Below are 13,552 nucleotides of genomic sequence, written 5' to 3'. Positions count from 1 at the left end.
CTTAGGGAGGCTTCCCTATGGCCTTACAACATGTTCAAATTGGCAACCACCCAAGGTCAGATCTGGTCAGCGGAACCGGGCATTCTCATCTCTCATACCTTCCTACCGACGTCTCATCGGCTATTCCTATAAGGCGACCCTGAGGTCGCCTTTTCATTTTCCATATACTCAGGTTTTACGCTGCGGCCGTCTCGCTCATGGCGAGGCGCTCTTCCTTCAGCGCTTCGGCAAGCTGGAAGGCCATCTCGATCGACTGGCTGGCGTTCAGGCGCGGGTCACAGTGGGTGTGATAGCGGCTTGAAAGCCCCTCTTCCGTGATCGCCACGGCACCGCCGATGCATTCGGTCACATTCTGGCCGGTGAGCTCAAGGTGGATGCCACCTGCATAGGTACCCTCGCTGCGGTGACAGGCGAATACCTGTTTCACTTCCTTCAGCACCCGGTCGAACGGTCGGGTCTTCAGGCCGCTTTGCGACGTTTGGGTATTGCCGTGCATCGGGTCACAGGACCAGACGACCTTGCGGCCCTCGGCTTTCACCGCGCGCAACAGGCGCGGCAGGTGCTCGTCCACCTTGTCGGCGCCAAAGCGGGTGATCAGTGTCAGGCGCCCGGCTTCGTTTTTCGGATTCAGCTTGTCAATAAGCTTCAACAGACCGTCAATTTCCGTGGTCGGGCCAACCTTGGCCGCCACCGGATTACCGATGCCGCTCAGGAACTCAAGATGCGCGCCGTCAAGCTGTCGGGTGCGGTCACCCACCCACAACATGTGGGCGGAAGTGTCGTACCAGTCTCCCGACGTGCTGTCCACGCGGGTCAGCGCCTGCTCGTAGCCCAGAAGCAGCGCTTCGTGGCTGGTGTAAAAATCCGTGCCCTGAAGCTGATGCACACTGTCGGGGTCAATGCCGCAGGCCTGCATGAACGACAGCGCTTCGCCGATCCGGTCTGCCAGCTCGCGGTATTTTTCACCCGCGCCACTTTGCGAGACGAAATCGAGGTTCCAGCGGTGCACCGACATCAGGTTGGCATAACCACCCTGCGCGAACGCCCGCAACAGGTTCAATGTCGCCGCCGCCTGGCTATAGGCCTTCAGCATGCGGGCCGGGTCAGGGATACGGCTCGCCGCATCAAATGACGGACCGTTGATGATATCACCCCGGTAGCTTGGCAGCTCAACACCATCCTGCGTTTCGGTGTCGCTTGAACGTGGCTTGGCAAACTGGCCGGCAAGGCGCCCCACCTTCACCACGGGGCACGAGGCCGCGAAGGTCAGCACCACAGCCATTTGCAGCAGTACGCGAAAGCTGTCGCGAATATTGTTGGGGTGGAATTCGGCAAAACTTTCGGCGCAGTCCCCGCCTTGCAGCAGGAAAGCTCGACCTTCCGCCACTTCACCAAGCTGCGCCTTCAAATTGCGGGCTTCGCCAGCAAATACAAGCGGCGGATAGCTCGAAAGCTCCCCTTCCACACGCATCAGCGCATCGGCATCAGGGTATTCGGGGACCTGTACAATAGGCCGCGATTTCCAGCTGTCTGGCCGCCAGTCACTCATCACTTTACCTCAACATTACCGTACCCCTCTCGGGGCACCCGTTTACAAGTTTCCAAAAGTTTCACAAGAAACTCTTTCCACGCACTAATCTTACCTTTTAGACCACGACATTTTATGTCGCGCAAGCCATTTTGCGCCCGAAACCGGGGCTTCGAAAATTTTCACTTTTATATCAGCGAAGATTAACACTTGCGCGCACCTATTTCTAATCTATAGCTTCAGGCACGCTATTGTAGCGCTGAAACAGTGTGTTCATCTGCCTCATCGGCCCGGTTGGCACGCTGCCGCACAGAAATGGCATATAGTTGGCTAAAAAGGCGGGTTTTGCCGCACAGTTTTCGCACAATCTGCGCACAGTTTCCGCACAGTTTTTCGCACAAAACCGCCATTAAGACAGACTTCAGGATAGCATATCGTGACGCGTTTTTCAGTTGATAAAATTATTTTCGACCTTGATGGTACCCTGGTGGACAGTGCAGCAGACCTGCATGCCGCCACCAATCATGTATTGGCCCACGTGGGTCGGAAAACCGTCACGCTTGAACAGGTTAGGCACATGGTGGGCCATGGTGCCAAACGGCTGATCGAGCTGGGGCTTGAGGCCACGGGCGGCCGTGACACCCATCAGGCAGCCGACCTGCTGCCGGTGTTCCTCAAGTACTACGGCGACCATATCGCCGATGGCACCCGAGTGTTTGACGGTGGGCTTATTATGCTCAACGCGTTGAAAGACAAAGGGTTTTCCCTCGCCATCTGCACCAACAAGCCCCTAGCCCTTACCCGCCCGCTCCTGCAATCACTTGATATCGCGCGCTATTTTGATGCGGTAACCGGCGGCGACAGCTTCGATTTCAAAAAGCCAGACCCACGCCATCTCCTTGAAACAGCAAGGCTTTTACCCGGCGACGGGCCTTTCTTGATGGTTGGCGACAGCATCAATGACATCGCCGCCGCGCGGGATGCCGCTGCCCCTTCGGTCGCTGTTGATTTTGGCTATACCGACATTGCCCCCCACGACCTTGGGGCCGATCATCTGATCAGCCACCTGAGCGCGTTGCCCGCGCTTGTCCGCCGCGCTTGAAAGCCTTTGAAAACAGGTGCTTGGCAAGCATGGCCAGCGGCATGCGCATATAGTGGCTGCGGACATAAAGCGCAAGGCGCGCGACAGGCGCAAGCCGACCGCCCCGCACCACAACCCGCAGGATAAACCTGAGCGCGACACCAACCTTCATCACCCCCATGGAACGCAAGGCCGCATGTGCATTTGCCGAGCCAAAATAATGGCTTACAGCCCATAGCGCACTCGCAACGGGTTTGAGTGCATTAACCTCGGCAGCCCTGTCGATCAGACGCCTTCGGTCATCCGCCTCCAGGTCGCCAAACAGGTAATAAAGCTCAATGAAACTACGGGCCACCGTCTCGAAGGCTCCATCCGCGCAGATGTGGATTGCTGAATGGATGAAGCGATCCATCGGGCTAAACGCCCGCAAACCGGTACTTTCAAGCTTGACGGATGCCGCCATCATCAGGTCATGGCGAGGTTGCAGCCGTGCAGTGCGCGGCAGTAAACGATGATGTACATCAATCAGAGTCCGGCGCGTGCCGTGCCGCATCGGCGGCAGTTCATGCATCCAGCGCCTGTAATATTGCTGGTCGTAATCCCCCGCTGTCGAGCTGTCACCCTGCCACCCCGCCTCACGCAGAAGCACTTCGGTTTCGGCAAGTCGCTGGTCTTCAACGAGAATATCGATATCGCTGACCCTGCGGCCGCGCCCGGCTCTCAGCCCCGCCGCCACATAAGCCCCGCCTTTGAGCAGGACCGGTTCAATGCCGCTGCCCAGCAGCGCCCGCGAAATCCGGTCGGCTTCAAAGGTGAGCATACGCCTGTCATGAGCGCTGCGTATGCGGGCGTTTTCAAGGACATCCTTCAGCTTCCCGCCCGCTTCATCAACATGTGCGGCGGCAACCTGCCCCAGAATATGATCGTGGGCGGCCCAGCGCAGAAAGCGGGAAAGGTCAAGCTGGTTTTCCGGCAAGGCCGTCAGCCCGACAGCGGCCCTGAAAAATGCGCGCTTCATGCACCGGTCTCCTGGAACAGGTCTTCAACCAGTCGCACGCTGTCCTCTGTATTGCCATAGCTGATCTCGTAGCAGGCGAGGCTGTCGAACATCGCCATGGTACTTTCGAACGCGGCTTCGCCCACCACCTGATAATTCGGCGACCCGGCCACCAGCCGCATAGCGGCGTCGGCGGGTTCCACTTGCGTCACTCCAGGCTGCCTCCCGTCTGTAAAATGCGGAAATATCAATAACTTGGGTACTGCAACCTGATTCATCGCTTCAACATCCGCGCGCCGCGCACGGCGATACGCGATCGTGCCTTTTGGTGTTCCTTCAAGGCGCGTACTCACCGCGTCGTTGCCGGCGAACGCCTGCACCACGTCAATGGACGCGTTTTTGAGCGAGACCGGTCGCGGATAGGGCTGTAACACCGGCCTGCTTCGGTGGAGGATGGCAAATTCGTCGGAAAGCAGGCGGTAGCCCGCCTCCATCATCGCCGCCGTCAAGGTGCTTTTTCCGCCGCCGGAGTGCGCCGCGATCATAACGGCATTATCGTTTTTGGCCACCACGCCAGCATGGAACATGACAAACCGGAAACACTGCAAAGCCGCCGTAAGGTTCATGCCCATTTCAAGCGCAAGAGGTGCCATATGGGCCGGCAGAGGAAGCGCGGGGAAATGAAAGCCGGGGTCAGGGACAATCTGCGGCCGGACAAAACGACGCAATAAATTTGGCGCTCCCACCCTCAAGGTGTAGTCCACAATTTCGTCTTCATTCAAGGTGACCAGACAATCCCGGTACAGGTCGCAAAAATAGCGAGTAACCTTGGCGCTATGCGATTGTAACGCGGTTGAAAAGGGCCCCAGATGCAGGTTCAACCGGCCGGCCGCCAATGCCGCCCCTACCCGCCTTGTGGCCAGCGTCCCGACCCTGACTGCGGTCATGCCCGTTTCTCCACGGGCTGTACCAGACCTGCGTCATCCAACTCGCCGAAGATGCGCCTGATAACACCACGCGGGCATTCTTCCCGTGTCACACCCATAAGGTCAGGGAAATGAGCAATCAGTTCATCAACGCCCCGGGGGGCTGCAACAAAATACTGCAACATCGCCATGGAGACGGCGTTAAACACATGGGTATTGCCTGACCGAAGGCTGTATATATAAGTCACCTCGCCCATCTCGCGGACAGAAAAAAGGCTTTGGTCAGCAAACCAAAGCCATTCTTTTTCTACGCTTGAAGACATCGCGGCGATGCCCCGCTTATGCGGTTTCGAGGTAAGTCAGGATCGAATGCAGGCAAGAGATACCAGGAAAGCCACCATCATTGCCATAATAGTCCAGATATTTGGCACCCAGCACGATGTAGAGGCCCTTGGTGCCTGAAATCTGCCAATCCCCGCTTGAATTCATATACTCAAGGGGCGTGATCGTGGTGTTGGCGCTGATCTGGTAGAAATTGTAGCCACAATCAGTCCATTCGCTACCGGAGCTGCTGGACCCACCGTCATCATCGTCCCAATAGTCATCGTCGTCATCGCCGTGGGAGCCACCGGACCCACAATCATCATCATCGTCGTCGCCGCCAGAGCCACCGCCCTTATTTTTATTCTTATTCTTGTTGTTCGTAAAGGCAACGACGCTGCCACTTTCCTCAAGCTGCTCCAGCAGATCCTTGCCGCTGCCGCCAAAGTACCAGTCATCGTCATCCCAGTCGCCGTCACCACCGCCGCCGCTGCAGCCGTCGTCCGGGCATTCGCTCGGCACATAACCGTCAGGCGCGGAGCCGGATGGAAAGGCGAAGTCGGCGTCACTTTTGAAACTGGCGATGTCAGCTGTATTTAAACGACCATCGCTGTGCTGACGAATACTTCCATCACCAACCCACACCTTGCCTTCATGGTTTACAAGCAAATTGACAGCCGATGTTATTTTGAATGAGCAGTCCAACGCGGAATGGACCGACTGATTGGCCGACGCCTTGAGCGTCAGGATCATCGGCATACCAGCAGCACCCATCTTCAGGAGCTGGCGCCGCCGTTCCAGAAAATCGTGAGTTTGGTTACTCTTTTTATCCACCTGTTGCGGCCTCCAAGCAGCGATCCCAATCGTGCGAGCTACCCTAGCATTAAATTGATGATGTTAAATATAGTTTAACAGCACAATACAAATAAGGGTCTATCGACTATTTTAGTGTAAGCAAGCCCTAATTAACAGGACCGGACACAAATTTGCACGAAATAAAAATGTCACAAAAATGCAATGCTTGTAATTTAAAGGGTATGGGTTGTTATATAACTGTTGGCTTTCCTCTGTTCCCTGAACGCCGGTTAGCCACCCCAGGATTTAGCCACCCCAGGATTCTGATAGTCTTATGCGCGAACCCTTTAAAGAATATCAAGGGCTGTTGACCGAACGGTCTACCGTTGCAGCTGTGATTTTTACCCTGGCACTTATGTGGTCGGTCGGTCAGGTGACATTCATCGGCGCTTTTTTCGTCGGGGCTGTTGCGGCTGCTTTCCTGCTTCAGCTTGAAATCAAGCGCCGAATGGAACGACTGGAAAACCGGCGCCATGCAATCAGGGAAAAACGCAAATCCAAATCGGGCTCATCCGTATTACTGGGTGCGGGCGCGCTGGACCGCCTCCCCTCACCGCTTTTGCTGGTCGACGCCGACAAGAAAATCGCCTTTGCCAACGAATCCGCCCGAGACCTTTTGGGCAGCGACATTGTCGGAAACGACGCCTTTCTGTATCTGCGCCAGTCCAACTTTGTTGCAGCACTTGATAATATCCTGAACGGCCAATACGGTGATTTCGGCGTCATTCGCTACACCACCAGCAAGGACCGCAGCTTCGATGTGACAGTCGCACCCGTGCTTGCAGGCCGTAAGCAACAGGACGGCGTGCGTGCCATCGTCTATTTCTACGAAGTTACAAGTTTGTTACGAACCGAGCGCATGCGCGCCGACTTTGTCGCAAATGCAAGCCATGAGCTGCGTACGCCCCTTACCTCTGTCCTCGGCTTCATTGAAACACTCCGCGGACCCGCCGTCGGCGACATGGAAGCCCACAAACGTTTTCTGGGCATCATGCAAACCGAGGCCGAACGCATGGTGCGACTCATCGATGACCTGTTGTCACTCTCCCGGATCGAGATGACGCGCTATATGGCGCCCAATGCCACAACCGACATCAACAAACTGATTATCAGCACCATCAATACCGTCAAGGCCGTCGCGGCCGAGCGCGGGGTCACCCTGAGCTTCGAACAGGCTGAAGGGGTGCGAGATGTTGTAGCCGACAGCGACCAGATAACCCAGGTTTTCCTTAACCTTTTGACCAATGCTGCCAAATATGCCGACCCGAACACCACTGTACATGTGGCCACGGAACTGGGCCGGACCGGCAAGCATGTTGTACTCTCGATTACCGACGAAGGGCCGGGTATCGCGCAGGAACACCTCGCCCGCCTGACCGAGCGTTTTTATCGCATCGATACAGCGCGGTCGCGTAAGATGGGCGGCACGGGCCTGGGGCTGGCGATCGTAAAACATATCCTGCTGCGGCATAACAGCTCGCTGGACATCAAGAGCCAACTGGGCACCGGTACGTCTTTCAGCTTCAAATTGCCTATTCCGCAAAATAAACCGCAGAATGGCTAGTGTCATTTTCCTGTAACAATAGGCGCGTAGGGCTACCGGTGCTGGCATAAAATCGAAATATTTGGGCGCTACCATAAGCCAGCGCATTTAAAACAAGAGTTATCGTCACCCTCAGGTGACTTGGAGAACTTGACATGAAAAAAATCGCCATCGCGGCTGCCGTTGCAGGGGCAGCCCTTTTTGCATCCTCGGGCACCCTGGCCCAGTCACGAGACCAGATTCGTATCGTCGGTTCTTCAACCGTCTTCCCTTTCTCGACAGCTGTGGCTGAAGAATTTGGCCGCTCATCGAACTTCAAAACCCCAATCGTCGAATCGACCGGCTCCGGTGGTGGTCTGAAACTTTTCTGCTCGGGCATTGGCACCAACCACCCCGATATCACCAACGCGTCGCGCCGGATTAAAAAATCCGAGGTTGAACTATGCGCGCAAAACGGTGTGACCAACATCGTAGAGGTAAAGATTGGTTTCGACGGAATCGTGATTGCCTCAGACAAAAGCGCGCCGGACATGAGCCTGACACTTCGGGACCTGTATCTCGCGCTCGCGGCCAAGATCCCGGCACCGGGTACGGAAGGTGGCCTTGGCAATATGATTGCCAACCCGAACAGGACCTGGGCCGATGTTAACCCCGAGCTTCCCAATCGTCCGATCGTTGTACTTGGCCCGCCGCCGACCTCCGGCACGCGCGACGCATTTAACGAGCTGGCAATCGAAGGCGGTTGTGAAACATTCTCGGGCATGAAAGCTTTGAAGAAAACCGACAGCGGATCGTACAAAGCGCTTTGCCGCGGCATCCGTGAGGATAGCGCCTTTGTTGAAGCGGGCGAGAACGATAACCTGATTGTCCAGAAGCTTCAGGCCAATCACGAAGCTGTTGGTATCTTCGGGTTTAGCTTCCTTGACCAGAACGCTGACGCCCTCAAGGCATTCCCGGTTGCGGCCGAAGGTGACGAGCCTCAGGCACCAACTTTCGAGGCGATCTCAGACGGCGCCTACCCAATTTCCCGCTCGCTTTTCTTTTACGTTAAAAAGGCGCATGTTGACGTGGTACCGGGTATCCGTGAATTTCTGGCCGAATTTACCAACGATCAGGCGTGGGGTGACTTTGGTTACCTTGCCGACCGTGGCCTGATCCCGCTTTCGGAAGAAGAGCGCGCAAAATATCGGGCTGAAGCCAAGGCCCTGACAAACCTGAGCCTTGACTAAGGCTGAAAGGCAATGAGGAAGCGGGTCGCGCCACTGCATAAAGGCGCAGGCCCGCTTCAAAGTACCAAATTACCCAGTGCTGACAGGGCTTATCCCTACCACGACACTCCGGAAGGCAGATCAAGATGACGAGTGCCGCGATCTTTTTAACCCTTATACTGCTGGCAATCATTGCTTTTGTCACCGTGCGGCAACGTTCGCTTTCAGCGGTTTCCGGCGATACGTCCAAACTTCATAGCCTTCCGCGGCACTATGGCTATTATGCTGCGGTTTGCGCGTTGATCCCGGGGCTACTGATTTTTATCGTCTGGCTGGTATTTGGCAAAAACATTATTGAGGGGCTGGTGATCTCCGGCCTGCCTGAAGGTCTGCACAGCCAGTATATGGAACAGGCTACCCTTGTATTGAACCGGATCCGCCTCGCCGTAGAGAACCCTGTGTCGGGCGAAAAACACCCAGACATCCTTGCCGCGGCACAGCACTTCCATTCGCTTTATGTCAAAGGCATCTGGGCGACATTTGCACTGGCGCTGTCGTCGGCTCTGGCTGGGCTTCTGTTTGCCAATTTCAAGACCTCCCCGGACTTCCGCGCCCGCAACTCATTCGAACGCGTGCTCACGGTGCTCCTGATCCTGAGCTCTGTCATCGCAATCATCACCACCCTCGGCATCGTGGCGTCTCTCCTGTTTGAAAGCCTCCGCTTTTTCCAGGAAGTTTCTGTTGTCGACTTCGTCTTTGGCCTGCACTGGAGCCCGCAAACAGCCCTTCGCTCGGACCAGGTGGCAGCCGCTGGCGCGTTTGGCGCAGTGCCGCTTTTTGCCGGCACCCTGCTCATCAGCTTCCTCGCCATGATGGTCGCGGGGCCGATTGGTCTTTTGTCTGCGGTTTACCTGACGCAATACTCAAGCTCACGCACCCGCAAGATTGCCAAGCCCCTGCTTGAGGTTCTCGCGGGCGTGCCGACGGTTGTATACGGCTTCTTTGCCGCCCTGACAGTGGCTCCGCTGTTCCGCGACTTTGGTGACCTTATCGGCGTCGAGATTGCCAGCGAGAGCGCCCTGGCCGCAGGTTTTGTCATGGGGATCATGATCATCCCCTTTGTATCGTCCCTGTCAGATGACGCCATCACGGCCGTACCCAAATCACTGAAGGATGGGTCGCTGGCACTTGGGGCAACGCGCTCCGAGACCATCGTCAGCGTGATCCTGCCTGCCGCCCTGCCCGGCATTGTCGGCGCCTTCCTTCTGGCGATCAGCCGCGCTGTCGGTGAAACCATGATCGTGGTGATGGCCGCAGGCATGCAGCCGAACCTGACGGCGAACCCGTTTGAAGCGGTAACCACTGTGACCGTACAAATTGTTGCACTTCTCACTGGTGACCAGGAATTTGACAGCGCGAAGACCCTCTCGGCTTTTGCTCTTGGTCTGGCGCTCTTCCTGTCCACCATGGTGCTGAACATCTTTGCGCTGCGCATTGTTCGCAAATATCGCGAAGTTTATGATTAAGGCTGGTCCATATGTCTAACACCAAAGAATTCAAACCGACGGACTGGGGTTCACCTGAGATGCAGGCGCGCACGCGCCGCCGCTATCGTCGCGACCGTAATTTCAAGGCAATGGGCGTCTCAGCCGTATTGCTGGCCGCTTTGTTCCTGTTCCTGCTGATTGGAAAAATTGCCCGCGACGGTGCCATGGGCTTTCTGCAAACCAGCATTGATATCGACGTGACCTTCAGTGAAGAAATTCTTGGCGACCCGCGCGCCATGAGTGCGGAGGCCTTTGAAGACCACGTGCGGCAAGCCAATATGATCCGCCTTCTGGACGAAGCGTTGACAACAGAATTTCCCGAGGTAACAAGCCGCCGGGACCGAAGGTCATTGATCCGCATGATCAGCGGTGGCGCGCGTGAGCAGCTTCGCACGATGGTGCTGGAAACCCCTGCCATCGTGGGCTCAACCCGTACCGTGCGCCTGCTCGCGGCCGATGATATCGACCAGTTGCGCAAAGGCAAGATCGACGCGGCAGAGGAAGAAGCAAACCGCAAGGTCAAGGACAAGGAACTGGCCTGGTACCGCAAACTGGATGAAGAAGGCCGGGTATCGCTGAACTTCCATACACGCTTCTTCACCAGTGGAGACAGCCGCGATCCCGAACTCGCCGGTATTTGGGGGGCGACCATGGGGTCTGCTCTCACCCTTGTGGTGACACTGTTCATCGCTTTCCCGGTTGGTGTGCTGACGGCGATCTACTTGGAGGAATTTGCCCCGCAAAACCGCCTGACAGATATTATCGAAATCAATATCAACAATCTGGCGGCCGTGCCCTCGATCGTATTCGGCCTGTTGGGGCTGGCTGTGTTCCTCGGCGTGATGCACTTGCCGCGATCTGCGCCCGTCGTCGGTGGCCTGACGCTCGCGCTCATGACTCTGCCGACAATCATTATCTCGGCCCGGGCGTCCATCAAGGCTGTACCGCCATCAATCCGCGACGCGGCACGCGGGCTCGGCGCCTCGCCGATGCAGGTGGTTTTCCACCATGTAGTGCCGCTGGCGATGCCCGGCATCCTGACCGGCACAATCATCGGCATGGCTCAGGCGCTGGGCGAAACCGCACCGCTTCTGATGATCGGCATGGTAGCCTTTATCGTTGATATTCCGGGCGGCTTCACCGATGCTGCAACAGCATTGCCTGTGCAAATATTCCTTTGGGCCGATAGTCCCGAGCGCGCCTTTGTAGAAAAAACATCAGCCGCTATTCTGGTGCTGCTGACATTCCTTATTGCAATGAACGGGCTGGCTATCTGGCTTCGTCAGAAATTTGAACGGCAGTGGTAATATGCTTGATATGGCAACAAAAGTGGACCCTATGACTGACTCTCGCACGCCCAAGATGGCAGCCAAGGATGTGAATGTATTTTACGGCGACAACCACGCCGTGAAAGGTATCTCACTTGATCTTTACCGTGATGAAGTAACGTCGCTGATCGGCCCTTCCGGATGCGGAAAATCAACGTTCCTGCGCTGCCTCAATCGCATGAATGACACGGTTGCAACCTGTCGGGTTGAAGGCAACATCACACTGGACGGCGACGATATTTATGACCCCAAAATCGACGTGGTGCAGCTTCGCGCACGGGTTGGCATGGTTTTCCAGAAGCCCAACCCTTTCCCGAAGTCGATTTATGATAATATTGCCTATGGCCCGCGCATTCACGGTTTGGCGCGCGAGCGCACAGACCTGGATGAGATTGTTGCAGTCTCGCTGGAGAAGGCAGGCCTATGGAATGAAGTGAAGGATCGTCTCGACAGCCCAGGGACAGCCCTCTCCGGCGGTCAACAGCAACGCCTGTGCATCGCACGTGCCATTGCCGTGAACCCCGAGGTGATCCTGATGGATGAACCGTGCTCAGCGCTTGACCCGATCGCAACCGCAAAAGTCGAGGCGCTGATAGATGAACTGAAGGGTCGGTATGCCATTATCATCGTGACCCACAGCATGCAGCAGGCAGCCCGCATATCGCAGAAAACAGCGTTTTTCCACATGGGTGACCTTGTGGAACATGGCGATACAACTCAGATATTCACGTCGCCAAAACAAGAGCGCACACGTGATTATATTACTGGCCGCTTTGGTTAGGACAAAAGCAAATGAACGATCATATCGTTAAAGCCTACGACAACGAACTCAAAGACCTCCGCAGCATTGTAAGCCGCATGGGTGGCCTTGCGGAAGAGCAGCTTGTCGCAGCGATGAAAGCCCTGAAAGAAATTGATGCCGACGCAGCGTGGCACGTACGCGCAAGCGACCGCGCGCTTGATCAGCTTGAGCTTGAGGCAGAACGCACCGCCATTGGTGTTTTCGCCCGCCGCGCACCGGTCGCGGACGATCTGCGCGAAGTGGTGTCTTCGCTCAAAATGACAGGCATTATCGAACGCATCGGCGACTACGCCAAAAATATCGCCAAGCGCACGCTTGCGGTTAATGAAGCGGCGCCTGTGGTCATGCCACAGCTTCTGGAACAAATGGCGGATGAAGCCCGTCGCATGATCCAGGACGTGATGGATAGCTATGTACACCGTGATGCCGAAGCCGCCATGGAAGTGTGGGAGCGCGATGAAGCGCTGGACAATCTTCATAACGCGGCTTACCGCCAGATTCTCGCGCGCATGATGGAAAACCCGAGCCAGATCGGCGCCCTGACGCACTTCCTGATGATCGCGAAAAACCTGGAACGTATTGGCGACCAGGCAACCAATATCGCGGAACAGGTATATTACACAATCACCGGCATCATGCTTGAAGACGCCCGGCGGCCTAAAAAAGACTTCACCAGCACAGAGCTGGTTGAAGAGCAATAGGTTTTGATAACTGGAGGCAGTTAAGTGAAGACGCGTGTTTTATTGATAGAAGACGACGAGAGCATCACAGAACTGGTGCGCTACAACCTTGAGCGTGCCGAATATTCTGTCGAGGCCGTCGCAGATGGCGAAGATGGCCTGTACCGCGCCACACAGGAAACCCCTGACATCATTCTGCTTGACTGGATGTTGCCCAACCTGTCCGGCCTCGAGATTTGCCGCCAGTTACGCCGCAATACAGAGACGGCAAACGTGCCCATTATCATGCTGACCGCGCGCGCTGACGAGCCAGATCGCATTCGTGGCCTCGAAACCGGTGCGGATGACTATATCGTCAAGCCCTTCTCGCCGAAGGAGCTGATTGCCCGTATCCAGGCGGTACTGCGCCGGGTGCGCCCTGCCCTTGCCGGTCAGCAACTGCGTTTTGAAGACATCATGCTTGACAATGTTTCCCACCGGGTGACCCGCGGTGAAACCCTCGTGCACCTGGGGCCGACCGAATACCGCCTTTTGCGGCATTTCATGGAAAACCCGGGCCGGGTTTTCTCGCGAGAGCAGTTGCTGGACAGTGTCTGGGGCCACGACGTCTATGTGGAGCCTCGCACTGTTGATGTACACATCCGGCGCCTGCGCAAGGCGATGAATTTCGACAATACCAATGACTATATCCGCACGGTGCGATCAGCGGGATATGCCCTGGACAGCCGCGGTTAAG

13 protein-coding genes are annotated in these 13,552 nt (G+C 56.3%); 8 read left to right on the top strand and 5 right to left on the bottom strand.

The window, feature by feature from the left end:
- Positions 1 to 175: 175 nt before the first annotated feature.
- On the bottom strand, positions 176 to 1,549 hold the full coding sequence (locus tag OEU85_RS10900; protein WP_262691510.1) for a class II 3-deoxy-7-phosphoheptulonate synthase: 1,374 nt from the start codon (positions 1,547 to 1,549) through the stop codon (positions 176 to 178).
- Between the two features lie 415 nt (positions 1,550 to 1,964).
- Between OEU85_RS10900 and gph the strand changes: the two genes are divergently transcribed.
- The gene (gene gph, locus OEU85_RS10895; RefSeq protein ID WP_262691509.1) at positions 1,965 to 2,630 is read left to right on the top strand and encodes a phosphoglycolate phosphatase; all 666 of its coding nucleotides are present in this window, start codon (positions 1,965 to 1,967) and stop codon (positions 2,628 to 2,630) included.
- On the opposite strand, the gene OEU85_RS10890 is transcribed toward gph, so the two are convergent.
- The 4 genes from OEU85_RS10890 to OEU85_RS10875 are packed head-to-tail and all read right to left on the bottom strand — an operon-like array spanning position 2,587 to position 5,687.
- Positions 2,587 to 3,627 (bottom strand): nucleotidyltransferase domain-containing protein, encoded by a 1,041-nt coding sequence (locus tag OEU85_RS10890; RefSeq protein ID WP_262691508.1) that lies wholly within the window; start codon positions 3,625 to 3,627, stop codon positions 2,587 to 2,589. The genes gph and OEU85_RS10890 overlap by 44 nt on opposite strands.
- On the bottom strand, positions 3,624 to 4,553 hold the full coding sequence (locus tag OEU85_RS10885) for an HprK-related kinase A (protein WP_262691507.1): 930 nt from the start codon (positions 4,551 to 4,553) through the stop codon (positions 3,624 to 3,626). The genes OEU85_RS10890 and OEU85_RS10885 overlap by 4 nt, the downstream gene beginning before the upstream one ends.
- Positions 4,550 to 4,855 carry a hypothetical protein gene (locus tag OEU85_RS10880; RefSeq protein ID WP_262691506.1) on the bottom strand — a complete coding sequence of 102 codons (306 nt, stop codon included), beginning with the start codon at positions 4,853 to 4,855 and terminating at the stop codon, positions 4,550 to 4,552. Before OEU85_RS10880 ends, OEU85_RS10885 begins: the two co-directional genes overlap by 4 nt.
- Positions 4,856 to 4,871: 16 nt before the next feature.
- Entirely contained in the window at positions 4,872 to 5,687 is an 816-nt protein-coding gene (locus OEU85_RS10875; RefSeq protein ID WP_262691505.1) for a hypothetical protein, read from the bottom strand.
- Between the two features lie 295 nt (positions 5,688 to 5,982).
- Here OEU85_RS10875 and OEU85_RS10870 point away from each other — a divergent pair, with 295 nt between their 5' ends.
- The 7 genes from OEU85_RS10870 (at position 5,983) to phoB (ending at position 13,551) form a co-directional block, all read left to right on the top strand.
- Positions 5,983 to 7,272 carry a sensor histidine kinase gene (locus tag OEU85_RS10870; RefSeq protein ID WP_262691504.1) on the top strand — a complete coding sequence of 430 codons (1,290 nt, stop codon included), beginning with the start codon at positions 5,983 to 5,985 and terminating at the stop codon, positions 7,270 to 7,272.
- 134 nt (positions 7,273 to 7,406) lie between these two features.
- Positions 7,407 to 8,480, top strand: a complete 1,074-nt coding sequence (locus OEU85_RS10865) for a PstS family phosphate ABC transporter substrate-binding protein (protein ID WP_262691503.1) — start codon at positions 7,407 to 7,409, stop codon at positions 8,478 to 8,480.
- Positions 8,481 to 8,605: 125 nt separating this feature from the next.
- Complete coding sequence (gene pstC / locus OEU85_RS10860) at positions 8,606 to 9,985, top strand: phosphate ABC transporter permease subunit PstC (protein ID WP_262691502.1); 1,380 nt, start codon at positions 8,606 to 8,608, stop codon at positions 9,983 to 9,985.
- Between the two features lie 11 nt (positions 9,986 to 9,996).
- Entirely contained in the window at positions 9,997 to 11,313 is a 1,317-nt protein-coding gene (gene pstA / locus OEU85_RS10855; RefSeq protein WP_262691501.1) for a phosphate ABC transporter permease PstA, read from the top strand.
- Positions 11,314 to 11,344: 31 nt separating this feature from the next.
- The gene (pstB, locus tag OEU85_RS10850; protein ID WP_262691500.1) at positions 11,345 to 12,115 is read left to right on the top strand and encodes a phosphate ABC transporter ATP-binding protein PstB; all 771 of its coding nucleotides are present in this window, start codon (positions 11,345 to 11,347) and stop codon (positions 12,113 to 12,115) included.
- 11 nt (positions 12,116 to 12,126) lie between these two features.
- The gene (gene phoU / locus OEU85_RS10845; protein ID WP_262691499.1) at positions 12,127 to 12,837 is read left to right on the top strand and encodes a phosphate signaling complex protein PhoU; all 711 of its coding nucleotides are present in this window, start codon (positions 12,127 to 12,129) and stop codon (positions 12,835 to 12,837) included.
- A gap of 24 nt (positions 12,838 to 12,861) precedes the next feature.
- On the top strand, positions 12,862 to 13,551 hold the full coding sequence (phoB, locus tag OEU85_RS10840) for a phosphate regulon transcriptional regulator PhoB (protein ID WP_262691498.1): 690 nt from the start codon (positions 12,862 to 12,864) through the stop codon (positions 13,549 to 13,551).
- The last annotated feature ends 1 nt before the right edge of the window (position 13,552 follow it).

Origin of the sequence: Kordiimonas aestuarii, assembly GCF_025574465.1 — a bacterium.
GTDB lineage: Bacteria > Pseudomonadota > Alphaproteobacteria > Sphingomonadales > Kordiimonadaceae > Kordiimonas > Kordiimonas aestuarii.
This window is presented reverse-complemented; position numbering and strand designations above follow the sequence as displayed.